At 70.6% G+C, this 24101-nt stretch carries 19 protein-coding genes; 7 read left to right on the top strand and 12 right to left on the bottom strand.

From position 1 onward, the window contains the following. The first annotated feature begins 15 nt into the window (after nt 1–15). Genes ASF51_RS18940 through ASF51_RS04480 form a run of 4 tightly spaced genes read left to right on the top strand, consistent with a single transcriptional unit; the run spans nt 16 to nt 6836 of the window. The gene (locus ASF51_RS18940) at nt 16–711 is read left to right on the top strand and encodes an urea amidolyase associated protein UAAP2 (RefSeq protein ID WP_200926113.1); all 696 of its coding nucleotides are present in this window, start codon (nt 16–18) and stop codon (nt 709–711) included. Next, nucleotides 708–4361 (top strand): urea carboxylase, encoded by a 3654-nt coding sequence (gene uca, locus ASF51_RS04490; RefSeq protein ID WP_055925745.1) that lies wholly within the window; start codon nt 708–710, stop codon nt 4359–4361. The genes ASF51_RS18940 and uca overlap by 4 nt, the downstream gene beginning before the upstream one ends. Continuing rightward, nucleotides 4358–6064 carry an allophanate hydrolase gene (locus ASF51_RS04485; protein WP_055925742.1) on the top strand — a complete coding sequence of 569 codons (1707 nt, stop codon included), beginning with the start codon at nt 4358–4360 and terminating at the stop codon, nt 6062–6064. Before uca ends, ASF51_RS04485 begins: the two co-directional genes overlap by 4 nt. A 16-nt stretch (nt 6065–6080) precedes the next feature. Next, complete coding sequence (locus tag ASF51_RS04480) at nt 6081–6836, top strand: TetR/AcrR family transcriptional regulator (RefSeq protein WP_055927872.1); 756 nt, start codon at nt 6081–6083, stop codon at nt 6834–6836. Here the strand turns inward: ASF51_RS04480 and ASF51_RS04475 are convergent. Beyond that, nucleotides 6817–7623, bottom strand: coding sequence for an N-acyl homoserine lactonase family protein (locus ASF51_RS04475; protein WP_055925739.1), 807 nt, complete (start codon nt 7621–7623; stop codon nt 6817–6819). The genes ASF51_RS04480 and ASF51_RS04475 overlap by 20 nt on opposite strands. Nucleotides 7624–7773: 150 nt before the next feature. Here ASF51_RS04475 and ASF51_RS04470 point away from each other — a divergent pair, with 150 nt between their 5' ends. Together ASF51_RS04470 and ASF51_RS04465 are read left to right on the top strand one after the other, a co-directional pair. Then, the gene (locus ASF51_RS04470) at nt 7774–8412 is read left to right on the top strand and encodes a cyclase family protein (protein ID WP_055925736.1); all 639 of its coding nucleotides are present in this window, start codon (nt 7774–7776) and stop codon (nt 8410–8412) included. 28 nt (nt 8413–8440) lie between these two features. Continuing rightward, a complete protein-coding gene (locus ASF51_RS04465) occupies nt 8441–9133 on the top strand; it encodes an alpha/beta fold hydrolase (RefSeq protein WP_055925733.1) in 693 nt (230 codons plus the stop codon). A 335-nt stretch (nt 9134–9468) separates the two neighbouring features. Here the strand turns inward: ASF51_RS04465 and ASF51_RS04460 are convergent, their stop codons facing one another. The 9 genes from ASF51_RS04460 to ASF51_RS04420 form a co-directional block, all read right to left on the bottom strand. Then, nucleotides 9469–10722 (bottom strand): amidohydrolase family protein, encoded by a 1254-nt coding sequence (locus ASF51_RS04460; RefSeq protein WP_235497133.1) that lies wholly within the window; start codon nt 10720–10722, stop codon nt 9469–9471. Nucleotides 10723–10763: 41 nt separating this feature from the next. Beyond that, nucleotides 10764–11561, bottom strand: coding sequence for an ABC transporter ATP-binding protein (locus tag ASF51_RS04455; RefSeq protein ID WP_235497132.1), 798 nt, complete (start codon nt 11559–11561; stop codon nt 10764–10766). After that, a complete protein-coding gene (locus ASF51_RS04450; protein WP_235497131.1) occupies nt 11558–13315 on the bottom strand; it encodes a dipeptide/oligopeptide/nickel ABC transporter permease/ATP-binding protein in 1758 nt (585 codons plus the stop codon). The genes ASF51_RS04455 and ASF51_RS04450 overlap by 4 nt, the downstream gene beginning before the upstream one ends. After that, nucleotides 13308–14354 (bottom strand): ABC transporter permease, encoded by a 1047-nt coding sequence (locus ASF51_RS04445; RefSeq protein WP_082479526.1) that lies wholly within the window; start codon nt 14352–14354, stop codon nt 13308–13310. Before ASF51_RS04445 ends, ASF51_RS04450 begins: the two co-directional genes overlap by 8 nt. A gap of 45 nt (nt 14355–14399) precedes the next feature. Continuing rightward, a complete protein-coding gene (locus ASF51_RS04440; protein ID WP_082479525.1) occupies nt 14400–15965 on the bottom strand; it encodes an ABC transporter substrate-binding protein in 1566 nt (521 codons plus the stop codon). A 527-nt stretch (nt 15966–16492) separates the two neighbouring features. Beyond that, the gene (locus tag ASF51_RS04435; RefSeq protein ID WP_055925720.1) at nt 16493–17863 is read right to left on the bottom strand and encodes an amidohydrolase; all 1371 of its coding nucleotides are present in this window, start codon (nt 17861–17863) and stop codon (nt 16493–16495) included. Continuing rightward, nucleotides 17860–18315, bottom strand: coding sequence for a cytidine deaminase (locus ASF51_RS04430; RefSeq protein WP_055925717.1), 456 nt, complete (start codon nt 18313–18315; stop codon nt 17860–17862). The genes ASF51_RS04435 and ASF51_RS04430 overlap by 4 nt, the downstream gene beginning before the upstream one ends. Next, entirely contained in the window at nt 18312–19073 is a 762-nt protein-coding gene (locus ASF51_RS04425; RefSeq protein ID WP_055925714.1) for an amidohydrolase family protein, read from the bottom strand. The genes ASF51_RS04430 and ASF51_RS04425 overlap by 4 nt, the downstream gene beginning before the upstream one ends. 101 nt (nt 19074–19174) lie before the next feature. Further along, nucleotides 19175–19726: a hypothetical protein gene (locus ASF51_RS04420; protein ID WP_055925710.1), complete on the bottom strand. Its 552-nt coding sequence runs from the start codon at nt 19724–19726 to the stop codon at nt 19175–19177. 198 nt (nt 19727–19924) lie between these two features. Here ASF51_RS04420 and ASF51_RS04415 point away from each other — a divergent pair, with 198 nt between their 5' ends. Further along, nucleotides 19925–20617 carry a GntR family transcriptional regulator gene (locus ASF51_RS04415; protein ID WP_055925708.1) on the top strand — a complete coding sequence of 231 codons (693 nt, stop codon included), beginning with the start codon at nt 19925–19927 and terminating at the stop codon, nt 20615–20617. 76 nt (nt 20618–20693) lie between these two features. On the opposite strand, the gene ASF51_RS04410 is transcribed toward ASF51_RS04415, so the two are convergent. Both ASF51_RS04410 and ASF51_RS04405 read right to left on the bottom strand, forming a co-directional pair. Then, a complete protein-coding gene (locus tag ASF51_RS04410) occupies nt 20694–22106 on the bottom strand; it encodes an amidase (RefSeq protein WP_055925705.1) in 1413 nt (470 codons plus the stop codon). Further along, nucleotides 22106–24085 (bottom strand): primary-amine oxidase, encoded by a 1980-nt coding sequence (locus ASF51_RS04405; RefSeq protein ID WP_082479524.1) that lies wholly within the window; start codon nt 24083–24085, stop codon nt 22106–22108. Before ASF51_RS04405 ends, ASF51_RS04410 begins: the two co-directional genes overlap by 1 nt. Nucleotides 24086–24101 lie beyond the last annotated feature (16 nt).

The raw sequence follows: 24101 nt of genomic DNA, 5'->3' as shown, positions 1-24101 counted from the left end.
GCCCTCGTCACGACCGTGCCCGTCGGCGCCCACTATGTCGACGGCACCACGCTCGACCCGAACGGGCCCCTCGCATCCGGCCCCGTGGTGCTCGACCAGACCGTCGCCCCGCTCGCGCCCTGGTCAGCGCGGCTCCTCGCCGGGCAGACGCTCACCATCGTCGACGTCGGGGGCAACCAGTCGGCCGACTTCCTGGTCTACAACGCGCACGACACCGACGAGCGCTACTCGGCGCCCGACACCCTCGCGTGGCAGGGCAACGCCTACCTCAGGGAAGGATCGGTGCTGCGCTCCAACCTCGGCCGCCCACTGATGACCGTGACCGGCAACGAGATCGACCGGCAGGACACAATCGGGGGCGCCTGCTCGAAGGAGTCGAACACGCTGCGCTACGGGTTCCACACCGAGCACCAGCACGGCTGCCGCGAGAACTTCCTCGCCGAGGCGGCCCGCCACGGACTGGGCGCCCGCGACCTCGTCTCGAACATCAACTGGTTCATGAACGTGCCCGTCGAGCCCGACGGCGCGCTCGGCATCGTCGACGGCATGTCCGCTCCGGGCAAGCGGGTCGCCATCCGGGCCGAGATGGACGTGCTCGTGATCGTCTCGAACTGCCCCCAGATGAACAATCCCTGCAACGACTTCAACTGCACTCCCCTGCGCATGCTGGTCACCGACCCGCTGCGCGAGACAGGACCGGACAACGCATGACCCCCGCCTTCGACACCCTGCTCATCGCGAACAGGGGCGAGATCGCGCGCCGCATCATCCGCTCGGCGCGCACCCTCGGCCTCCGAACGGTGGCGGTCTACTCCGACGCCGACCGCGCCGCCCCGCACGTGCGCGAGGCCGATGAGGCCGTGCGCCTCGGTCCGGCTCCGGCCCGCGAGTCGTACCTCGACATCGACGCGATCCTCGCCGCCTCCGAGCGGCTGGGCGTCGGCGCCATCCATCCCGGCTACGGCTTTCTGTCGGAGAACCTCGAGTTCGCCCGACGCGTCGAGGCAGCAGGCATGAGCTTCATCGGCCCCACGGCCGCCCAGATCGCATCGTTCGGCGAGAAGCACACGGCCCGCGAGCTCGCCGCCCTCGCCGGCGTGCCGATGCTCGCCGGAACCGGCCTTCTCTCGTCGACCGACGAGGCGGTCGCGGCCGCCGAGAGCATCGGGCTTCCGGTCATGCTGAAGGCCACCGGCGGCGGCGGCGGAATCGGCATGCAGGCCTGCACCACCCTCGACGAGGTGCGCGAGGCCTACGACCGGGTCGCCCGTCTCGGCGAGAAGAACTTCGGCTCGGCCGGCGTCTTCCTCGAGCGCCTCGTGCGGCCGGCCCGCCACGTGGAGGTGCAGCTGTTCGGCGCCGGTGACGGCCGCGTCGCCGTGATCGGCGACCGCGACTGCTCGCTGCAGCGACGCAATCAGAAGGTCATTGAAGAGGCGCCCGCTCCCGCGCTTCCGGATGCCGTGCGCCGGCAACTGCACGATTCCGCCCGGTCGCTCGCGGCGTCGGTCGAGTACCGCTCGGCCGGCACCGTCGAGTTCGTCTACGACCCGATCCGCGAGGAGGCCTCGTTCCTCGAAGTGAACACCCGGCTGCAGGTCGAGCATCCGGTCACCGAAGAGGTCTACGGCGTCGACCTGGTGGCTCTGATGCTGCGCCTCGCCCGCGACGGCGCCGAGGGCATCGACCCCGCGATCTTCACCACCCCGTTCGAACCGAGCGGCCACGCGTTCGAGGCCCGCGTCTACGCCGAAGACCCCGACAAGAACGGCCTGCCCAGCTCGGGACTCGTCACCCAGGCCGCCTTCCCCGGCTTCGGCACCCCGACCCTCACCGGCGTTCGCATCGACGGCTGGATCGAGACCGGCCTCGAGGTGTCGCCCTACTACGACCCGATGCTCGCCAAGGTCATCGCCGCCGCTCCCACGCGCGACGCCGCACTCGATCTGCTGCGAGAGGGACTCGACGCCAGCCGCGTCGACGGCGTCGTCACCAACCTGGGCCTGCTGCGCTCGCTCACCGACGAGACCGGCCTGCGCGCCGCCGCGCACTCCACCTCCACCCTCGACAGCACGGCAGACCCCGATCCCCGCATCGACGTGCTGGATGCCGGCGCGATGACGACGGTGCAGGACATGCCGGGCCGCACCGGCTACTGGCAGGTCGGCGTGCCGCCGAGCGGCCCGATGGACGCCGTCTCGTTCTCGGAGGCCAACCTCGCCGTGGGCAACCCCGCCGGCGCACCCGGCCTCGAGATCACGGCCACCGGGCCCACCCTGCGATTCAGCGCGCCGGGCCTGATCGCCCTGACCGGCGCACCGGCATCCGCGACCCTCGACGGCGCCGAGCTGCCGATGTGGCAGCCGGTCGAGGTGGCCGCCGGCAGCGTGCTGAGCATCGGCACCCTGCACGGCCCCGGCCAGCGCTCGTATCTCGCTATCCGGGGCGGCATCGACGTTCCGCTGTATCTCGGCAGCGCGTCGACCTTCACCCTCGGTGGCTTCGGCGGGCATGCCGGCCGCGCCCTGCTGCCGGGCGACGTGCTGCGGCCGGGCTCGCCCGACTCCGACGCAGCACATCCGGCCTTCCCCGCGGGCACCCGTCTTACGCGGGTCGGCGGCGCCACCCCCGCCGATCGACGGCCGGCGCTGACGACCACCTGGCAGATCGGAGTGACCGAGGGGCCGCACGGCGCGCCCGACTTCTTCACCCGCGGCGACCTCGACGTCTTCTACTCCACCGACTACACGGTGCACTACAACTCCGCCCGCACCGGCGTGCGCCTCGACGGGCCGCGCCCGGAGTGGGCTCGCGAAGACGGCGGCGAGGCCGGCCTGCACCCGTCGAACATCCACGACAACCCCTACGCGGTGGGCGCGATCGACTTCACCGGCGACACCCCGATCATCCTCGGCCCCGACGGCCCGAGCCTCGGCGGCTTCGTCTGCCCGGCGGTGGTCGCGAGCGGCGAGCTGTGGAAGGTCGGGCAGCTGCGCCCCGGCGACACCATCCGCTTCGTTCCCGTGCGCGAGGCCGACGCGGCCGCGCTCGACGCCGACCGCGCCTCGTTCACCGTCGCGACCTCCGGCGGCGACGGAGACGACGGCGTGATCGACCGGCTCGAGGCCACCGACGCCCGACCCTCCGTCACGTATCGCCGCGACGGCGACGACAATCTGCTCGTCGAGTACGGCGACCTCACGCTCGACCTGGGGTTGCGGATGCGCGTGCACGCGCTGATGGAGAGACTGCAGAGCGAGTCGCCCCAGGGCGTGCTCGAGCTGACGCCCGGCATCCGGTCGCTGCAGATCCACACCGACTCCTCCGAGCTGAAGGCCACGGCGCTGGCGGGGCTGCTGCGCGAACTCGAGCAGGACATCCCGGCCACCCACGAGCTGGTCGTGCCCTCTCGAACCGTGCGACTGCCGCTGTCGTGGGACGACCCGGCGACCCACCTCGCCATCGAGCGGTACATGAACGGCGTGCGTTCCGACGCGCCGTGGACGCCGTCGAACATCGACTTCATCCGCCGCATCAACGGGCTCGACTCGGTCGACGACGTGCTGAAGACCGTGTTCGACGCCACCTATCTCGTGCTCGGGCTCGGCGACGTGTACCTCGGGGCGCCCGTGGCCACGCCGCTCGACCCGCGGCACAGGCTCGTGACCACCAAGTACAACCCCGCCCGCACCTGGACGGCCGAGAACTCGGTCGGCATCGGCGGAGCGTACCTCTGCATCTACGGCATGGAGGGCCCCGGCGGCTACCAGTTCGTCGGACGCACCGTGCAGGTCTGGAACCGCTTCCGCCGCGGCGGCCTGTTCCAGGAGAACCCGTGGGCGCTGCGCTTCTTCGACCGCATCGAGTGGTACCCGGTGGGCGCCGACGAACTGCTCGAGCTGCGCGCCGAGACCGACGCCGGCCGCGGCGAGTTCGAGACGAGGGAGGGCACGTTCGCGATCGCCGACTACCAGCGCTTCCTCGCCGACAACGCTGACTCCATCGCCGACTTCCGTGAGACGCAGGCGCGCGCGTTCGGCGAGGAGAAGGAGCGCTGGCGCGCATCCGGCGAATTCGATGTGCGCCCCGACGAGAAGGCGAGCGCGCCGGCCGACGCCGTCGTCGTCGCGGAAGGCTCTTTCGGCGTGGCCGCGCCGTTCACGTCGACGGTGTGGCAGATCGCCGTCGAACCCGGTCAGGCGGTGAGCGCCGGCGAGAAGCTGATGGCGCTCGAAGCCATGAAGATGGAATCATCCGTTTCGGCCACACACGACGGCATCGTGGGCGAGATCCACGTGCGACCCGGGGACCAGGTGTCGCCCGGCCAGATTCTCATTTCGATCATTGGAGCAGCAGCATGACCCTCGCCCCGACCGCAGTAGACCGGGTCGACGCCGCCTTCCGACGCATCGACGCCGTCGACCGCCCCGAGATCTGGATCAGCCTGCGCGACCGGCAGGACGCGCTCGACGAGGCGGCGGCGATCGACGCCCGCGTCGCGGCGGGCGAAAGCCTGCCCCTCGCCGGAACCGTGGCCGGCGTCAAGGACAACATCGACGCGGCCGGTTTCGACACCACGGCGGCCGCGCCCAGCTTCGCCTATCGGCCGGATGCGGATTCGACCGCGGTCGGTCGGCTCCGGGCGGCCGGCGCCGTGATCATCGGCAAGACGAACCTCGACCAGTTCGCGACCGGACTCGTGGGCACCCGCAGCCCCTACGGCGCGGTGCGCAACGCCTGGAACCCCGATCGCATCTCCGGCGGATCCAGCTCGGGGTCGGCCGTGGCCGTGGCGCTCGGCATCGTCGACGTCGCCCTCGGCACCGACACCGCCGGATCCGGCCGCGTGCCCGCGGCGCTCAACGGCATCGTCGGCGTCAAGCTCACCCGCGGCCGCATCCCCACGACCGGAGTCGTGCCGGCCTGCCGCACCCTCGACTGCGTCACCGTCTTCGCCCGTGAGCTCGGCCTCGCGCGCCAGACGGCGGAGCTGCTCGCCGGCCCCGACGGACTCGACCCCCTGGCGCGCACGCTCGAGGAGCAGGCCCAGCATGCGACGGCCGCCGCGCTTCCCCCGCGACCCCGTGTCGGCATCCCCACCGCCTCGCAGCTGGAAGGTCTGGCGCCCGGTTGGGCCGAGGCGTTCCACGCGGCGGCCGACCGCCTCGCCGCCACCGGCCTCGACATCGTCGAGGTAGACATCTCCGCCCTTCTCGAGGCCGCGCAGATGCTCTACAACAGCGCCTTCGTCGCCGAGCGCTACGCGGCCGTGGGTGCGCACATCGACGAACACCGCGACCTCATCGGCACCGACCTCGATGAGTCGGTGGCCACCATCGTGCTGGGCGGCGCCGAGCGCACCGCCGTCGAACTGTTCCACGCCCGCGAGGAGCTCGACAGGCTCGGCGCCGTCGCGACAGCCGCCCTCGACGGATGCGACGCCCTGCTCACCCCGACCACCACGTGGCATCCGACGCTCGACGAGATCGCCGCCGACCCGATCGGCGGAAACAGCCGCATGGGGCGCTACACGAACTACGCGAACCTGCTCGATATGGCGTCGTCGTCCGTTCCCGCCGGAACCGTCGACGGGCTCCCCTTCGGTGTCATGATCACCGCGCCCGCCTTCCACGACCTCGCCGTGCACCAGCTGGCGGAGCGCCTGCTGTCGCCGACCATCGACATCCTCGTGGTCGGAGCCCACCTCGCCGACCAGCCGCTGAACCACCAGCTCGTCGCGGCCGGGGGCTCGTTCGTGCGCAGCACGACGACCAGCGCGGACTACGCCCTGTTCGCGCTCGACACCACGCCGCCCAAGCCGGGCCTGCTGCGCGTCGACCACGACGGCGTCTCGATCGCCGGGGAGATCTGGTCGCTGCCGGCGGCCGGCTTCGGGGTGTTCGTCGCATCCCTGCCCTCGCCCATGACCATCGGTCGGGTGACCCTGGCCGACGGCGGCGCGGTGTCGGGGTTCCTCTGCGAGCCGATCGCCACGGTCGGTGCCGAGAACATCAGCGGGCACGGCGGATGGCTGGCCTGGCGACGGGCGCAGGCCTCGATCTAGTGAGACCATGGCACCCATGAGTTCCGTCTCCACGTCCGGCTCCGGCGCGGGCTCCGGCTCCGGCAAGGCGGGTCGGCCCCGGGCCAGCGCCCAGGCGCAGAATCCGACCCTGAGCTCGCGGGAGCAGATCCTCGACGCCGCGGCGGCGCTGTTCTCCGAGACGGGGTTCTCGGGAACGTCGACGCGCGCGATCGCCGATCGGGTGGGCATCCGGCAGCAGTCGCTCTACTACCATTTCGCCGGAAAAGACGAGATCCTCGCCGAGCTGCTCAGCGGATCGGTGCGCCCCAGTATCGACTTCGTTCAGCAGGTCGAGGCGCGCATCCCGCACGACATCACGCCGGCCGGAGCGCTGTTCGCGCTCGCCAGCGTCGACGCGCGAACCCTGCGGCAGACACCGCACAACATCGGCACGCTGTACCTCCTGCCCGAGATCCAGGAGCCGCGCTACGACGCGTTCCGGGCCGAGCGGGAGCAGCTGCGCGCCAGCTACGGCCGCCTCGGCGCGGCGGCTGCGCATCCCGATGTGGCGGCCACGATGAGCGAGGAGCGAATCGGCGACGTGCTGATTCAGCTCGCCGAGCTCGTGATCCGGCTGCGCCGCGACGGGGGCGCGTCGACGGGCTCGTCGGCAGACGCCTCCGACGACGACTCCACGATCGCCGCCTCGTGCCTGCGCGTGCTCGGCCTGTCGACGGCGCAGATCGCCGCCGCCCGCGAGGAGGCCGACGTGGTCACCGCACTCGAACCCCTCAGCGCTGCCACGCGCTGAACGCGGGGTCGTGCCCGGGCCAGACCTCCACGCCCGGCTCGCCCGCCAGATCGGCGAGCCGCTCGATCGACCGTTGCGCGGCATCCTCATCGCCGGGGACCGCCGTCCACCCGCACGGGATGCGCTCGGTCAGGTTGCGCTGCAGATCGGCGGCATCGCAGGCGAGAACGACAGAGCGCTCCGCCAGATCGACGCGGAACGACTGGTGGCCCGGGGTGTGACCGCGGGTGTCGAGAGCGGTGAAGCCCGGGGCCAGAACCGTGTCGCCGTCGAGCAGCAGAACCTGCACATCGGCGTCGAGCACGTCTGCGGCGACGACGATCTCGCGCCGGCCGATTCCGGTCTCGAGCCACTGCCACTCCCGGCGCTGCACCACGACGGGCGTGCCGGTGGGGGCGAGGCGCAGGCCTCCGGTGTGGTCGAGGTGCAGGTGCGAGATGGCGCAGAAGGTCAGGTCGCTCCAGTCGAGCCCGGCGGCCGAGACGCCCTCGGCGAGTGCGTCTCCGGGCGGCACGACGGCCGTGTAGCTCTCGTAGTCGTAGTGGGCGGCGCGGCGCTCAGGATCGCGCACGCCGTCGAGGTTGAACCCGCCGTCGACGAGCGCCCAGCCGTCGTCGTAGACGACGATCGCGCCCGTGACCGGCTCGAGCAGGAATCGCTTCGGGTCGCCGCCGCGCACCGAAAGCGACTCCTGAATGGGTTCGTAGCCCAGCACCAAGGGCACGACCCTGCGCGGGATACCGGCGAGGTCGAAGGGGCTGCTCCAGTCGCGCACGCTGCACTTCATGGGGTCTCCTCCGGGGTGACGCTTCATCTGGAACGAACTCTTGTGGCCCGTTCCAGATTGGATACAATATAGGTCAAAGCGAATCCATTCTATGGTTTTCCCGCCCGAGATTGTTTCCCAGCCCGAGATTGTTCCCAGCCCGAGGACGCCATGACCGACGCCATTGACATCAACATCCCCATCCACGGCGAGATGCTGCACTGGGGCCGACGCCCCACCTTCGAGATGGTCGAGCAGATGGCCGACGGCTACGCATCCGACGTCTCGCGCTGGCTCATCGGCGCCCACACCGGAACGCACGTCGACGCTCCCTCTCACTTCGTTCCCGGCAGCACCACCGTCGACCAGATCGCCCTCGACAACGTCGTGGGGCCGGTTCGTGTGCTCGACCTGCGCCACGTCGTCGAGGAGATCACGGCGGCCGACCTCGAGGGCGCCGGCGCCGAGGGCGCCGCTCGCGTGCTCTTCCGCACCCGCAACTCGACCGACGCGCTGACCCGGCCGGAGAAGTCGGAGACGTGGGTCGGACTCGGTCCGGACGGCGCCGCGTGGCTCGTCGAGCGGGGAGTGCTCTTCGCCGGCATCGACTACATGACCATGGAGGCGCCCGCGAACACCGCGACCTGGCCGACCCACGTGGCCCTGTGCGGAGCGGGCGTGGTGATCCTCGAGAACGCCGATCTCTCCGAGGTCGAGCCCGGCGACTACCTGATGGTCTGCCAGCCCGTGCCGTTCGCCGGTCGCGAGGCCGCCCCTGCCCCGACCGTGCTCCTGCCCCTCCCCGCGTAAGTCGTCCTTGATGAATACAGAGAGCCCCATGCATCTCGTCCTCGTTCACGGAATGGGCGGAACCCCCTTCACGTGGTCGTCCGTCGTTCCGCTGCTCGAGCAGCGCGGACACTCGTTCTCCCTGGCCGACAACCTCTCGCAGTCGCTGTACGACGACGAGGCGAACGTGCGCGCCCTGATCGACGCCGTCGACGGCCCCGTGCTGCTCGTCGGGCACTCCTACGGCGGCGCCGTCATCACCGCCGCGGGCAGGCACGACAGGGTGGTCGGACTCGTCTACGTCGCCGCGTTCGCCCCCGACGGCGGCGAATCGGTGAGCGAGATCGTCAGCGCCTACGAACCGGCCGAAGTGTCGAAGTACTTCACACGCGGAGCCGACGGCGAGTGGATCCCGGCGCCCGACGAGGAGTCGTGGCGCGAGCTCGCCTGGGACGTTCCCGAGGAGGTGCGCCTCGCCGGTCGCGCCGAGAGCAGAGTCTCGGCGGATGCGATCTTCACGCAGTCCACACCCGCGCCCGCCTGGGCGTCGAAGCCGAGCTGGTACCTGATGGCCACGAGCGACAAGCACCTGCGCCCCGAGATCCAACGCGACATGGCCGCACGCATGGAAGCGACGCTCGACGAGGTAGACACCAGCCACGCGATACCGCACGCGGCCCCCGAGCGCGTGGTCGCCACGATCGAGCGCGCCCTCGAGGGAACCTCTGCGCTGGTTGAGTAGCCCTCTGCGCTGGTTGAGTAGCGAGGGACGAGCATATCGAAACCACCGCCGACTCCAGGCCCTAGCCACCACGGCATCACCGCTCCGTCAGCGGGCAGCCGCGCGGTCCGCGACAGAGCTCTCACCCGTTAAGGGCGCGTTCGCCGTCGCGCGCACCTGCCGGTTCAAGGCTGGCGCCCTTCGACAGGCTCAGGGAACTATCCGTTCCCTGAGCCTGTCGAAGGGCGAGCGTTGCCCCGGAGTCGCCGGTAACCAATTCAGGAGGAGAGCGTCGCCGACGGCACTATCCACGTGGGCGACCGCTCCTCCTGAATTACGCACGACACTTCAGCGGGTCAGAGCGCGGCCGGCACCCTGCCGTCGAGGTCTTTGACGACGCGTCCGGCCTGAAGCACCATGCGCACGGCAGCGGAGTCGGCGAGTTCGCCGATACTCTCGAGCGGATCCACCGCGGTCACCACCAGGTCGCCCTGCTTGCCGGCCTCCACCGTTCCGAGGTGCTCCTCGAGTCCGAGCAGCCGGGCGCCGCCCAGGGTGCCCGCCCGGATGGCCGCGAGCGGGTCGAGGCCTACTTCGACGAGGCGCGCGAGTTCCGCGAGGTTGCGGCCGTGCGGGTGCACTCCCGCGTCTGTGCCGAGGGCGACGGGCACGCCGGCCGCCACGGCGCGGCGCACGGAGTCGAGGCCACGTCTCTGCCGCGCCTCGCGGTCGGCCAGCGCCGCGGGCGAAGTGGTCGCCGGGTCGAGCGTGCGCAGCAGCGTGCTGAGCGTGGGCACGAGCACGGTGCCGTGCTGCAGCATCAGCTCGATCGTCTCGTCGCTCAGGTCGTAGCCGTGCTCGATGCTGGCGGCTCCGCCCAGAACGGCGACGCGAACGGCAGCGTCGGTCAGAGCGTGCGCGGTGACAGGCCGCCCACCGCGCTCGGCCGTGAGCCGGGCCACGAGACGTACGTGTTCGACGGGCAGTCCCGCATCCGCCGGGTCGTCTGTGGGCGAGCCGACGCCGCCGGAGGTCGAGACCTTGATGGCGTCGGCGCCCATACGCATGAGCTCGCGCACGGTGCGGATGACGTCGTCGTCGGTGTCGACGACGCCCGGCGTGGGCATGCCCGGGCGCACGGCCCACGCGGGCAACGAGCCGTTGGGGCGCACCGGGTCGGCGTGCCCTCCGGTGGGCGACAGCATCGAGATCGCCAGGTGCAGTCGAGGCCCGATGGCCGAACCGCGCGCGATCGCGTCGCGGTAGCCCGGGGTGAGCCCGTCGAGGTCGCGCGCCGTGGTCACGCCCGCGAGCAGGGTCGTTCTCAGCACCGACGCGGTCTCGAGCACGTGCTCCTCGGCAAACCGCGAGCGCTGCGTCTCGGGGTCGCCCGGAACCATGCTGAGGTGCACGTGCGCGTCAACGAAGCCCGGCATCAGGAAGGCGCCCGTGAGGTCGATCGACGGCGCAGACGACACCGACGACACCGACGACACAGCGGCTCTGCGCGGTCCGGCGTAGGCGATCACCCCGTCGACGAGCTCGACCTCGGAATCCGCCAACGGCGGACATCCGGTGCCGTCGATGAGCGTCGCGCCCACCAGGCGCACGACGCCAACCGACAAAGGCGTCTGGGGAAGACGAGCCGCCATCAGCCGGCGAGGCTGAACCCGGGCGCGCCCGGATCGGCGTCGAGCAGCCGGCGGGTGTACCAGTGCTGCGGATCGGAGTAGACCTGCTCGACCGGGCCGGACTCGACCACCTCGCCCTGATAGAGCACCACCACGTCGTCGCTCACGCGCTGCACCACGGCGAGGTTGTGCGAGATGAACATCATGGTCACGCCCATCGACTCCTTGATCGAGGCGAGCAGTTCGAGGATCTGCGCCTGCACCGACACATCGAGCGCCGAGGTGATCTCGTCGGCGATCACGAGGTGCGGGTCGATGATGAGACCGCGCGCGATGGCGATGCGCTGGCGCTGCCCGCCCGAGAACTCGTGCGGGTGGCGGTGCATCATCTCGGGGCTCAGGCCGACGCGCACCAGCCACTCGGCGATCAGCTGCTCGTGCGTCGCCACGCGGCCGCGAGCCGGGTCGATGGCCTCGGCGAGCGTCTGCGCGATCGTGCGGCGAGGAGACAGCGACGAGTACGGGTCCTGCGGAATCATCTGGGTGCGACGACGATACGCGCGCATGGCCCGGCGGTCGGCCGCGACGATGTCGACGCCGTCGACGGTCGCGGTTCCGGATGCCGCGCGCACCGTTCCGACGAGGACCTTCGCGAGCGTCGACTTGCCCGAACCGGATTCGCCCACGACTCCCACGGTTCGTCCCCGCTCGAGACGCAGATCGACCCCGCGCAGCACCTGTGCGGACCCGAAGGCGACATCGAGGCCGCGAACGTCGACCATCGGCTCGACCGTCGGCTCGCTCATCGGCTCGCTCATGCGCGGGCCTCCCCCGGCGCCTTCGCCGGAGCCGACGCCGGCGCCTTCACGGCAACGGTCGGCGTCGCAGCGAGGAGCTGCTTCGTATACGGATGTTGCACGGTGTCCTCCGAGAGTGTGGCCACGTCGTCGATGCGCTCGACGATGCGGCCGTCCTTCATCACGAGCACGCGATCGCAGAGCGCGCGAACGACGCCGAGGTCGTGCGAGATGAACAGCACCGCGGTGCCCGACTGCTCGTTCATGCGCTTGAGCAGCGACAGCACCTCGCGCTGCACGGTCACGTCGAGGGCGGTGGTCGGCTCGTCGGCGATCAAGAGATCGGGCTTGGTGCTCATGGCAGACGCGATCATGGCGCGCTGCTTCATGCCGCCCGAGAGCTGGTGCGGATGCTGCCGCAGTCGACCCTCCGGATCGCTCAGCTTCACCGCCTCGAACGCTCGCGCCAGAAGCCCGAGGGCCCCGCGTCGCGAGAAGCCGAGGCGCATGGTGAGCACGTCCGACAGCTGGGTGCCGAGGATGAGGGCCGGGTTGAGGGCCGTGCCGGGGTCCTGGTAGACGAGGCCGATCTTCGAGGCGAGGGTGCGACCGGATACGCGGCCGAGCAGATCGGTGCCGCCGAGCTCGAGGCGCCGGGCCGAGGCCTCGAGGCCCTCGCCGAGCAGCCGGGCCACCACCGACGCGGTGAGCGACTTGCCCGAGCCGGATTCGCCGACGATGCCGAGCACCTCGCCGCGGCGGATCGTGAACGACACGTCGGAGACGAGGGGCCGCCCGGTGGTGCCGTGCAGCACCGTGATGCCGTCGGCGACCAGAACGGTGTCGTCCGCCTCGTCGAGGACGACGGCCGGTTCGCCCTCTGCCCGCACGAGACGGGCGCGGGTGGAGTTCGATCGGGGGTTCGCGGCCGCTGCGAGGCCGTCGCCGACCATGAGGGCAGCGAGCGAGGTGAAGGTCAGCGCCACCGCCGGCCCCACGATCACGATCGGGTTCACGGCGATCCTGCTCAAGCCGTCGTTGAGGAGAGTTCCCCAGTCGAACGCCGGGCTCTGCGCGCCGAGGCCGATGAACGAGAGGCCCGAGATCTCGACGAGGGCGCCCGAGAAAGCCCCGGCGATGAGAATCAGGATGGGCTCCGCCATGTTCGGCAGCACGTGGCGCAGCGCGAGGCGATGCACCGGCACGCCCATGAGGCGCGCGGTCGTCACGTATTCGCTCGACGAGATCTTCGCGGCGAGGTTGGCCGTGAGCCGCGCGAAGCCGGCGATGTTCGCCACCGCCACCGCCACGACCACCTGCACGACGCCCTGGCCGAGGATCGCCGCGACGATGATGGCGACCAGCATGGTCGGGTAGCTCACGGCGAACTCGATCAGTCGCAGGCCCAGTTCCCGGATGCGCCGGGGCGCCAACCACACGCCGATTCCGAAGGCGATTCCCACGATCGACGAGAGCGCGGTCGCGAAGAGCGCCATCAGAACGGTCGACTGGGTCGCGACGAGCGTTCGGGCGAGCATGTCGCGTCCGAGCGTGTCGGTTCCGAGCGGATGCGCGGCGCTCGTTCCCTGGCCAGGGTCGCTGCCCACGCCGGTGGCCTGCGTGCCGAGCATCAGCGGCGCGACCACGGCGATGACCGCCACGACGGCGAGCATAACGAGGCCGATCACGAGCCCGGGGTTCCAGGCGAAGCGGCGCGGCCGGTCGGCGGGGGCCTCCGCCATGCGGGCGAGGGCTGCGGGATTGGACTCAGTCACGCTTTTCTCCGAGAGTTCGGGGGTCGATGAGACCGAGGATGATGTCGATGACCAGGGTCATGACCAGCGAGATCAGCCCGATCACGAACACGGCCGCGCGGATCACCGGGTAGTCCTTGTCGATGGCGATGGCCTGCACGATCACTCCGCCGAGGCCGGGCCAGGCGAACACGGCCTCGGTGATGAGCGCCGATCCCAGCAGGGCGGTGAGGATGATGCCCGAGAGGGTGAGTGCCGTTGTCAGCAGGTTGGGCAGCATGTGCTTCACGTACAGCGATAGCGTCGGCAGGCGCCAGCCGCGCGCCGTGCGCATGTAGTCCTGCTCGAGGATCACGGCCGTCTCGCGACGCACGATGCGGGCGACCGAGCAGATGCCGCCGATCGAGAGCGAGGCGATGGGCAGGATGGCCGCAGTTCCGAGGTTGTAGGCCGGCGAATAGGCCGGCGGCAGCACGCGCCACAGCACGGCGAAGACCACGACGAAGCCGGTGGCGAGCACATAGGTGGGAATCGACGAGATGATCCCCGTCACGACGCTGAACGAGAGATCGAGCCAGCGCCGGCGGTCGCCGCGCGTGGCCACGCCCACGGCCATGCCGAGGGCGATGCCGAGCACCAGCAGGAGCAGCACGGCGGCGATGGTGATCGTGAGCGTGTACGGCACCGCCGTCATCACGATGTCCATGGCCGGCTGCCGGTAACGGTACGAGTCCCCGAAGTCGCCCTGCACGACTCCCGAGAGATAGGTCCAGAGCTGCACCGGCAGCGGCTGGTCGAGGCCGAGCTGGGTGCGCACCAGCTCCACCTGGTCGAGGCTGGCGTTCTCGCCGGCGATGGCCGTGGCCGGGTCGCCGGGAATCAGCTGCACGATCAGGAAGGTCACCAGCACGAGCAGCGCCAGGTTCACGACGAGGCCGACGACGCGGCGCACGAGGAACGTGCGCCACGCGCCGGCGAGGGTGGCAGCCTTGACGGGGCGGCCGTTTGTCGGGGTGCCCGGACCGGGCGCCGAGAGGCCTTCGGCGGTCGTGGTGCTCATCGCGTGTTCTCCTCAGTACTCCGGTCCGGGCGGTGCGTCATGTCGTTACGAGGTGATGCGCATGGCCGAGATGTCCCAGTAGCCCGAGAACACGTACGAGGCGAATCCCTCGCGTGCCACGTAGCGGTGGGTGTCGGTGATCAGCGGGGCCATGTCGACGCGCTCAAGAATCGTCTTCTGCGCGGCTTCGAAGTCGGCGCACTGCTCGTCGGGGTCGGTCGCGCTCATTCCGGCCTCGTAGTCGGCCACGCCCTCGGGGTTGTCGCTCGAGGCCACGTTCGTGCCGCCCTGGGCGTAGGTCGGTCCGAGGTAGCGCGCGATCGACGTGTCGATGAGCCCTGCCTCGGCGTTCTCTGCCGCTATGGCCACATCCCAGGTCTCGGGCTGGGTGCGCATCTGCTTGGTCCAGTCGGCGGGGTCGGGTGCCGAAACCGTGACGGTGGCGCCGGCCGCACGAAGCGACTCGGCCAGGAAGTCCGCCGCCGGGTCCCAGTTCGACATCATCAGCAGTCGGATGGTCTTGCCGTTGAGAACCTTCGCGGCCGCAGCGGGGTCGTAGGACTGAACCAGCGACGAGTCGTCGAGTGCACAGCGGTAGCTCGCAGCATTGACGGTGTTCTGCTCGACGCCCAGACTGTCGAGACCGGCGGCGTTGAAGCCCTCGCGGTCGATGGCCTGCGCGACGGCGGCGCGAAGATCCTGGTTGCCCTCGAAGACCGAGCCGGCACCCGGCGCCTGGTTGAACACCAGGTTGTAGGCCGAGCTCGCGAAGGTGACCGTGGAGTACCCGTCGCCTTCGAAACGCTGCGCGTTGGCGTCGTAGAAGCGAGCGAGATCGACGCCGCCCGACTCGAGCAGGTTGGCGCTCGTGTTGGAGTCGGCCTGAACGGTGAGGTTGATCGTCTTGGCCGGCTTGCCCTCCACGTTCTCCCAGGCGGGCCACGCGTCGTAGTCGTCGCGCAACTCGTACTGCACGCTCTTCCCGGCCGCGGACTCGCTCAGCGTGTACGGACCGGACCATGCGCCAGCGACAGTTCCCGCCGCGAGACCCTCGGGGTCGGCGATGCCTGCGGGGCAGATGATGCCGGAGCCGGGGCGGGTGAGTCCGCCCAGCATCTGCGAATACGGCGCACTGAGCGAGATGGCGAGGGTTCCGGCAGCGTCGTCCGGGGTGAAGGTGGGGGTACCGGAGCCGAAGGCCTGGTTCTTCCAGGTCTGGGCGCCCGAGTCGTCGAGGCCGACCAGGTAGCCGAACGAGTCGGCGACGACGGTCGGGGTGATCGGGGTGCCGTCGGAGCAGGTGGCGTCGTCTCGGATGGTGAACGTGTAGTCGGAGGCCGAAGTCGACGACCAGTCGGTGGCGAGGCCTCCGATGTATCCCTCGGTCTCGCCCTGACGCAGCAGGGTGTCGAAGCCGAGGCGGGCGACGGTCACGTCGCTCGACGCCGAGGCCTTCGCGGGATCGAAGGTGGCCGGGGCGTACCAGAGTTCGGCATTGATCGTGTCGGTGGTGCCGGAGGCGGCCTGGGGCGCGCCGGTGGAGCAGGCGCTGAGCGCGAGGCCCGCCGCCGCCACCAGCGCGACGCCGGCGATCATTCTCTTCCTAACCATGGTGCTGTCCTCCAAAGGATGTCGGTGGTGCGTCGGGTGCAGAATGTGTGGTCGAGGCCGCAGGCGCACCGTCTTCGCGCAGGCGAATCGGAAGCCGGTCTCTCAACTTGGATCCAATCTAGTGCGATACGCATCCAATAATGTTTCGAGGGGATTACAAAACCCGGAGATTTTCCCGCGTACCGCTGACCCCGGGCGGAGATTCCTGCCTACCGGGAGGCATAGACGGCCGGTGGCTCGAAATCTCCGCCCAACCTGGCGAACGGGAGGAGATACGCCAGACCGACGCAGTATTCGCGTCGGATGTGCTCATCTCCGCCCATTGCGCTGGTCGAGGAGGCCGCCCGCGGCCGTATCGAGACCATCCCGGGCGGAGATTCCTGCATACCGGGACGCATAGGCGGCCGGTAGCTCGATTCCTCCGCCCAACGTGGCGAACGGGAGGAGATACGCCACACCGACGCAGTATTCGCGTCGGATGCGCTCATCTCCTCCCGTTCCGCTGGTCCTCTCGCGCGGGAGTTCCGTCAGTGGGCGGGCGGGAGCTGGTGCACGGGAGCCCCGCCCACCTCCGTGCGCAGCACGCGCGACGCGGCGAACTCCGACGCCGAGCACGTGGTCGGGTCCACGTCGAGCAGCACCCAGTCGGCGAGGAATCCCTCGCGCAGCATTCCGCAGCGGTCCTCGGAGAAGGCCGCGTACGCCGCGCCGCGCGTGTACGCGCGCACCGCCTCGAGAACCGTGATCGCCTGATCCGGGCCGAGCGGGACATCCAGCCCGCGCATCCGCCGCTCGACGGCGGTCGAGACGAGCTCGCGAGGGTCGAACGGAAAGTAGGGGGCGTCGCTTCCCATGGCGACCGTGGTTCCCGCGTCGAACCACGCCCGCGTCGGGTTGACCGAGGATGCGCGGTCGCCGAGGCGCTCGGCCAGACCTCGCGCGTTGTTCCAGGCGATGGATGGCTGCAGCGACGCGATGACTCCGAGCCGGGCGGCGCGGCGCATGCTCTCGACGCTCGGCTCGAGATATGCGTGGATCAGCTGGCAGCGCAGCGGGCCGAGAACAGAGGGAGGCGCCGCGGCCTCGAGCCCGTCGAGCACCTGCTCGACCGCCCTGCTGCCGACGGCGTGCACCCCGAGGCCCCAACCGCGCTCGACACAAGCAGAAGCGAGACGCGCGAACTCGTCGGCAGAAAGGCGCTGAACGCCATGATCGCCAGACGCCCATGGTCGCTCGAGCAGCGCCTGGCCCTTCATGCCCTCTCCGTCGTAGTAGACCTTGATCGGGCCGAGCCGCAGGCGGTCGTCGCCGTCGCCGGTCGCGCCCGCGATGCCGTCGAGAACGCGCAGCGCGGCGTCGACGTCGGGCACCTTCTCCGATCCGAGCTGCGGCCACGGCATAGCCACCACGCGCAGGGTCAGCTGCGACCGGCGGTGGGCCTCGCGGTAGCCGGCGAGCTCGTCGACGGTCACGGCCGGGTCGACGACGCCGGTGAATCCCATCGCGTGCAGAAGGGGCTGCACCCGAGCGAGGGCGGCGAGCCGATCCTCGAGACGCGGGGGCGTGTCGCCGAGCCAATCCGGGGCATCCGGATCTGCGTCGCCGTCGGCGAGCATCACCGCCGAGAAGGTCGCGGCAGCCGCGCCGTCGTCGAGCAGCTGAAGAGCCTTCAACCCCGCCCGCTGCATGTGCGAGTGCGCGTCGATGAAGCCGGGCACGATGACACCCTCGAACCGCTCCTCGATCGCGCCCGCGGGAGCCGCCGCGCGCACCTCGTCGAGCAAGCCGATCGCCGCGATGCGCTCGCCGTCGATCAGCATCGCCTCGGCCTCGGGCCGCTCGTCGTTCATCGTGCGGATGGTGGCGACGATCAGCCGGGCAGTGGCGGCCGCCGTCATGGCCGAACCTCGCGACCCACCCGGCGGCGGCGGAACGGAAGCAGCTCGTGCACGCCCACAGGGGCGAATTCGTCGCCGACCGCGACCCAGACGGATGCGTCGGGCGCGTGATCGGCGAGGAGTTCGGCGCACACGCCGCACGGCTCGATGATGTGCCGACTGCCGCCCGGTCGGCGCAGCACGCCGACGACCGACACCACTGGCGAGCCCGCGATGACCGCCGCGCTCAGCGCCGCCGACTCGGCGCACACCGATGCGCGGCCCGCCGTCGCCTCGACGTGCAGGCCCGTCGCGATGCGACCGTCTGCGAGCCGGAGCGCCGCGGCGACCTCGTGCACGCCGACGAGGTAGCGGGCATCCAGAATCTCGAGTGCGACCGCGAGCAGTTCGCGGTCGTCGTCGCCCATGCCGGCCGGAGGCCCGTCGAGCACGGGCCGGTTCGACCCGGTCACGACCAGCCCATGATGCGGGCCATGTTTCCCCCCTCGATGAGGGCGCGGTCGGCCTCGTCGGGAACGGCCTTCGCGATCTTCATGCGCTCGAGGTCGAAGTCGCTGCCCGGCCACTCCGAGCCCAGCAGGATCTTCTCGGCACCAAGCCGGGCATAGGCGCGCTTCACGTCGGACATGAGCGTCGCCGAGGTCTCGAGGTAGATGTGCGGATTGCGCTCGGCCACGATGATGGCCTCGGGCACGTTCCACACGGCGCCCATGTGGGCGATGATCGTGGGCACGGTCGGATGCCCCTTCGCGATCTCCTCGATGGCGAACGGTGCGCAGAACGCGTCGTCCAGGGCGTTGATCAGCACGGGCAGGCCTAGCTCGGCGCAGACCTCGAACAGCGGGTCGAGCAGGCCGTGGTCGGCCACGTGGTAGCCGTGCATGCTCGGGTGCAGCTTGAGACCCACCAGGCCCGCCTCGGCGAAGCGGCGGATCTCGTCGGTGGCGTTGTCCCACTGCGGCATGACCTGGCCGAAGCCGAAGAGCCGGTCGGGATGCTGGGCGACGAGATCGATCAGGAAGTCGTTCTCGATGCCCTGCGCGAGCGAACAGACCATCGCCTTGTCGACGCCGGCGGCATCCATGCGGTCGAGGATGCGCCGCACGTCGAAGGGCGTGTACTCCGGCAGCTTCTCGCCGGGCCGGACTCCGCTGAGGTAGTCGCTGCGGCCTCGGCGATCCTGGGTGGTGTTGTAGGCATCGATGATCATGCGGCGTCTCCTGGCTTCTCGGCGCGGTACGAACGGCGCGCGGTAATTACATCCGATTCAATCACAATTGGATCCAATACTGAACTCTCCGTCTCGCATCGTCAGTTCAGCGCGGGCAGCACGACCATCGCGGCCATGGCGAGCAGCCCGGCGAGCGATGCCAGACAGCGCGCCGCCTCGACGCGACCCGGTCGGCGCAGCACGACCCACACCACCGCCGCCGAGTACGCGGCCACGGCCCCGGCGACCGCCACGACGAGGGCCGACGACGGCACGGCTCCGTGCGCGTGCACGATTCCGGATGCGCCGGGGCCCGCGAGCGCGGCCGCGTCGGGCGCGGCGGCCCCGACCAGCAGAACGAGGACGGCGCCCAGCAGCATGCCGGACGAGTGGAGGTGCGCGGCGGCCGCACCCGCGTGGCGCGAGCCGCGCATCCGGCCCGTGAAGGCGCTCGCCATCGCGCATCCGACCAGCAGAAGCGACCACAGCGGAGCGGGAACCGCACCCAGCGCTGACACGTGAACGTCGACCATGGCAGCGAGCATGACGCAGTCGAGCACCGGTGCGACGCGTCCGCTGTGCCGCCTGCCGATGATCGCCAAGGTCAGGGACGCGAGGCCGGCGGCGACAACGACGACGAAGAGGCCCGTCATCGCGAATCCGAGACACGACGGGGCCGACCTATCACTGCGAGTACATCAGGGCCCATAATTGGATCCAATCACAAGGTCGACGGATCCTGAACATCCGTTTCTCCGAATGCCTAACCCGGCTCGGGACCTACGGTATCCACTGTCTGACAGCATGGGGTACCGAACGGTTCCGACCGACAGACCAGAGAGGGTCACCACGTGCCCGAAACCGATGGCAGCGCACTCGTCGACGATCTCGCCGCGCGCATCCGCGCAAAGATCATGTCCGGCGAGATCCCGATCGGTGCGCCGCTGCGCCAGGCCGATCTCGCCGCGCAGTTCGGCATCAGCCGCACCCCCGTGCGCGAGGCGTTGCGTCAACTGCAGACCGGCGGACTGATCGAGGTCGTGCCCAACCGGGGCGCCGTCGTGCGCGTGCCCGTTCCCTGGGAGGTGCGCGAGGCCTACGAGGTGCGCGCCGAGCTCGAGTCGCTCGCGGCGAAGCGGGCCGTCGACCGGCTCGACGACGCGACCATCGCCGAGCTGCGCGCCGTGAACACGGCCATGTACGAGCGCTCCGTCGCCCTCGCCGCGGGCGCCGCCCCCGAGCACGACGGCACCGCCAACGACCAGTTCCACGGCCTGATCTACGAGGCCTCGGCCAATACGCGCCTCACCCGCATGCTGGGCGAGATCAACGACGCGTTCCCCCGCAACGTCTCCGCCCTCGTGCTGCGCGACAGCGCCCGCCATCGCGAGGAGAACTTCCGCGAGCACGAGGCGCTGCTCGAGGCCTTCGCCGCGGGCGACGGCGTGCTCGCCGCCGACCTCATGCGCCAGCACGTGCTGCGCGCCGGAGAGCACCTCGCTCACTGGTACGAGCGCCGCTCGTCGACGGTCTTCACGGGCTGACCACCGGCGGAATCGCCACGGGCGGCCGGACCGCGCGGTGGCATGACCGCAACGGCGCCGGCCCCGCGGCGGGCCATCAGAACGACGGCGCGCGGCTGATCCAGCCCGTCGCCTCCTCGATGGCCCGCGTCACCGCGAGCAGCTGCAGCTCGCGGCCGTGCCGGCCGACGACCTGCACGCCCACGGGGAGCCCGTCGGCGGTGAAGCCGGCCGAGGTGACGACCACCGGATGCGCCGTGAGGGTCAGGCGGTTCGCGAGCATCTGCCAGGTGAAGTAGCGCTCGAAACGGGTGCCGTCGACCGTCTCCACCCACTCGAGCCCGGCATCCGGAGCCGCGACCGGCGTGGCGGGCAGCACGATCACGTCGTAGCGCTCGAGCAGCGCGGTCGTGTCGCGGAACGCCCGCGTACGCCGCTCGTAGGCGTCTGCGAGCTGGGTCGCCGACGTCTGGCGGCCCTGCTCGACGTTGCGCAGGTAGTCGGGGCGGAATCCGGTGGCGCCGGCATCGACCGCGTGGCGGCCGCCGAGGAAGAACTCGAACGTCTCGATCGTCTCCCAGGCCTCGTCGGCGCCCGCGAAGTCGGGTTCCCCCGGCTCGACGATCGCGCCGAGGCCCGCCAGTTGCTCGGCGAACGCGGCGTGCACGGCGGCGACATCCGGATCGATCGGCAGCCCTCCCGCGTCGGCGCTCCAGGCAATGCGCAGCCCGTCGAGCTCGACGGGACGTGCCGCATGCACGGGGAGCGACGACAGGGGCCAGACGCCCTTCTCGACCGAGAGCGCATCGAGGAAGAGCGCGGCGTCGGCCGAGTCACGGGCCATCGGTCCGGTGACGCCGTGCGGCGTCCAGGCGTTGCCGGTGCGCCCGCTGGCCACACGGCCCGGGGTCGGGCGCACGCCGACGACGTTGCAGAACGCGGCCGGATAGCGCAGGCTGCCGCCGCTGTCGGAGCCGTCGGCGATCGGGAGCATGCGGGCTGCGAGTGCCGCGGCTGCTCCGCCGCTCGATCCGCCCGCGTGCCGGGTCGTGTCCCACGGGTTGACCGTGGTGCCGAACACGGGGTTGAACGTGAGAACGCCCTGGCCCATCTCCGGGGTGTTCGTCTTGCCGATGATGAGCGCTCCGGCCTCCCGCAGAAGCGTCGCGAGCACGCTGTCGTGCTGGGCGGGCGGGGCGTCGGCGAACGCGGCCGAGCCGTTCGTCGTGGGCAGGCCCGCGACATCCATCAGGTCTTTGACCGCGGTCGGCAGGCCGTGCAGGGGCGGCAGCGGCTCGCCGGCCGCCTTCGCGCTCGCCGTGCGCCGGTCCGCCTCCTCCGCAGCGGCCAGCGACACCGAGTCGGGCTGCTGCGAGACGACGGCCCGGATGTCGGGGTTGCGTTCCTCGATGCGCTCGAGGTGGGCCCGCATCACCTCCACGGCCGAGACGTCGCCCGACGCGATCGAGCTCGCGAGCCGGGTCGCGCTCCAGTCGGCGAGGTGCGACATCAGCGGCCTCCCTCGTGGCCGTGCTGCTGGTGGTCGTGCCCGGCATGATCGTGCCCGGCATGATCGTGGTCGTGCTCCGCGTTCGGCGCGGCGCAGTGGTCGGACATCGCCGACGGCGGCACGTCGAGCGAGGGATTGCGGTCGAAGAATCCGTCGGGCTCGAGTCGCAGCGTGATGCGGTCGACCGGCATGATCGGCCACTGCTCCGGGCGGGGGAAGTGATGCACGCCGAGCACGGGCCAGAGCACGAGCCTCTCGTTCTCGAGCGAGCGGTCGGCCTGCTGCCACACGTGCACGCCGTCGTCGCCGAGCTCGCCCTGGTTGGGGTACTCGCCGGCGATGAAGCGCTGCTCGGGGTCGAACGCGCTGGCCCAGAGGTGCTGCGCCACGAAGGGAGCCTTGCGCTCGACGACGCTGCCGGGCCGGGCGTAGAGCTGGGCCGTGTTCTGGATGGCGAGCCGGTAGGCGGTGCTGTCGCCGTAGCGGTTCACCGCCGATTCGCTCTCGACCCTCCAGTGCAGGGCCTTCGCCGGGTCGGCCCGCCGCGCTCCGAGCGCCTCCGACGAGATCGGCGTCTCGACCGCGATGCAGGCGTTGCCCCAGGGGTTCAGGGCCTCGTCGGGCTCCGGCTCGGCGTGCACCTCGACGAGGCGGTTCAGGGCGCCGTCGATCGCCATGTCGAGGCGTACCGCGAAGTAGTGCTGGTGGGTGGGGGCCTGCACGTTCGGGGCGACCAGTCGGCCGTAGCGGGGGCGCTCGCCGTCGGCGATGCCCGACACCGACATGAGGCCGGTGAGCTTCACCTCGAGCTCGATCGAGCCGTCCTGATAGAGCGACCAGTAGAAGCCGTAGTCGTAGTTCGCGACCGTGGCGAAGCTCGAGATGACGAGTCGGCGGCTGCGGCGCACCTCGGCGCTGCCCGTGCGGGTGTTGACGTGCTTCCAGAGGATCGAGTCATCCTCCTCGTGGATGCAGATGCCGTTCGCGATCGTCTGCGGTTCGCCGAGGCCGTCGAGGTATTCCACGTCGAAGTAGCGGATCTCGCCGAGGCAGTCGCAGCCGAGCTCGAGGCTCGCGGTCAGCGGCCCCGCGCCGTACTCGCCCCAGTCGAAGAAGTTCTTGCGGTAGGCGGTGGGGTCGCTGTCGAGGTACGGCACGTACATCTCGTTGACGGCCGCCCGGTCGATGACCGGTCGCACCGTGTCGCCGTCGCGGTAGCTCACCTCGTGCAGCACGAGCCCCTCGCGGTGGCTGAAGCCCACGCGGAACGACCAGTTCTGCCACGTCACCTGCCGGCCCTCGATGGTGAAGCCGGGGCCCTCGGGCTGCACGACATCCAGAGGCGCCACAGTGCGGTTCGGCCCCCAGGTTCCGGGCGTGTACACGCCTGTCTCGCTCGCCATGGGGATCACACCATGGTCCTCGATGCGGATCACCTCGAGGGTGTCGAGGTCGAGAATGGGCACGAGCCCCGCGACGGGGCGGGCGTAGCCGTTGTCCTCCGGGAACTCCCGGTACCAGACGGTTCCCCAGCTCAGTCGGCGATCGGCGAGGTCGTCGGGCACGAAGCCCGTGATCGACTCGGGGTCGACCCAGACCAGCGACGTGTCGGTGATGCCGCGCTTCGCGAGCGCCTCGACCAGCAGGGGCGAGTCGCGTGCCGCCCGCGCGATCAGGCGCGCCTCGTCGCTCGACACCCCGGGGCGCCGGTGGTCGACATCCGACCACACCTCGACGATCGCGTCGTTCGTCGGGCCGGCCGTCCAGCCGCGCACCTCCCAGGATGCGTGTGCGTCGGGGTTCATCACGACGAGCCGCACGGGTCGCGCGTCGCCCGGCTTCAGCGCCTTCGCCTTCTCCTCGTCGAGCGAGATGCCCCAGAAGCGGGGACGCGCGCCGATGCGGTCGCTGGCACGCACCGCTGCGACGAACGAGGCGATCTCGGCTGAGGTGAGGGGATCGAGAACGTGGGCGGTCATGGGGCTTCCTTCGGGT

The sequence above is a fragment of the Agreia sp. Leaf283 genome (genome assembly GCF_001422485.1).
Classification (GTDB): Bacteria; Actinomycetota; Actinomycetes; order Actinomycetales; family Microbacteriaceae; genus Agreia.
Note: the sequence above shows the minus strand (reverse complement) of the source record. Positions and strands in the feature narration are given on the sequence as shown.

Coding starts and splice junctions, on each gene's coding strand:
- uca (WP_055925745.1), top strand. CDS start 708: ATGACCCCCGCCTTCGACACCCTGCTCATCGCGAACAGGGGCGAGATC.
- ASF51_RS04425 (WP_055925714.1), bottom strand. CDS start 19,073: ATGATCATCGATGCCTACAACACCACCCAGGATCGCCGAGGCCGCAGC.
- ASF51_RS04465 (WP_055925733.1), top strand. CDS start 8,441: ATGCATCTCGTCCTCGTTCACGGAATGGGCGGAACCCCCTTCACGTGG.
- ASF51_RS04410 (WP_055925705.1), bottom strand. CDS start 22,106: ATGTCGCACCTCGCCGACTGGAGCGCGACCCGGCTCGCGAGCTCGATC.
- ASF51_RS04475 (WP_055925739.1), bottom strand. CDS start 7,623: ATGAAGTGCAGCGTGCGCGACTGGAGCAGCCCCTTCGACCTCGCCGGT.
- ASF51_RS04435 (WP_055925720.1), bottom strand. CDS start 17,863: ATGACGGCGGCCGCCACTGCCCGGCTGATCGTCGCCACCATCCGCACG.
- ASF51_RS04485 (WP_055925742.1), top strand. CDS start 4,358: ATGACCCTCGCCCCGACCGCAGTAGACCGGGTCGACGCCGCCTTCCGA.
- ASF51_RS04470 (WP_055925736.1), top strand. CDS start 7,774: ATGACCGACGCCATTGACATCAACATCCCCATCCACGGCGAGATGCTG.
- ASF51_RS04420 (WP_055925710.1), bottom strand. CDS start 19,726: ATGACGGGCCTCTTCGTCGTCGTTGTCGCCGCCGGCCTCGCGTCCCTG.
- ASF51_RS04480 (WP_055927872.1), top strand. CDS start 6,081: ATGAGTTCCGTCTCCACGTCCGGCTCCGGCGCGGGCTCCGGCTCCGGC.
- ASF51_RS04405 (WP_082479524.1), bottom strand. CDS start 24,085: ATGACCGCCCACGTTCTCGATCCCCTCACCTCAGCCGAGATCGCCTCG.
- ASF51_RS04445 (WP_082479526.1), bottom strand. CDS start 14,354: ATGAGCACCACGACCGCCGAAGGCCTCTCGGCGCCCGGTCCGGGCACC.
- ASF51_RS04440 (WP_082479525.1), bottom strand. CDS start 15,965: ATGGTTAGGAAGAGAATGATCGCCGGCGTCGCGCTGGTGGCGGCGGCG.
- ASF51_RS04455 (WP_235497132.1), bottom strand. CDS start 11,561: ATGAGCGAGCCGATGAGCGAGCCGACGGTCGAGCCGATGGTCGACGTT.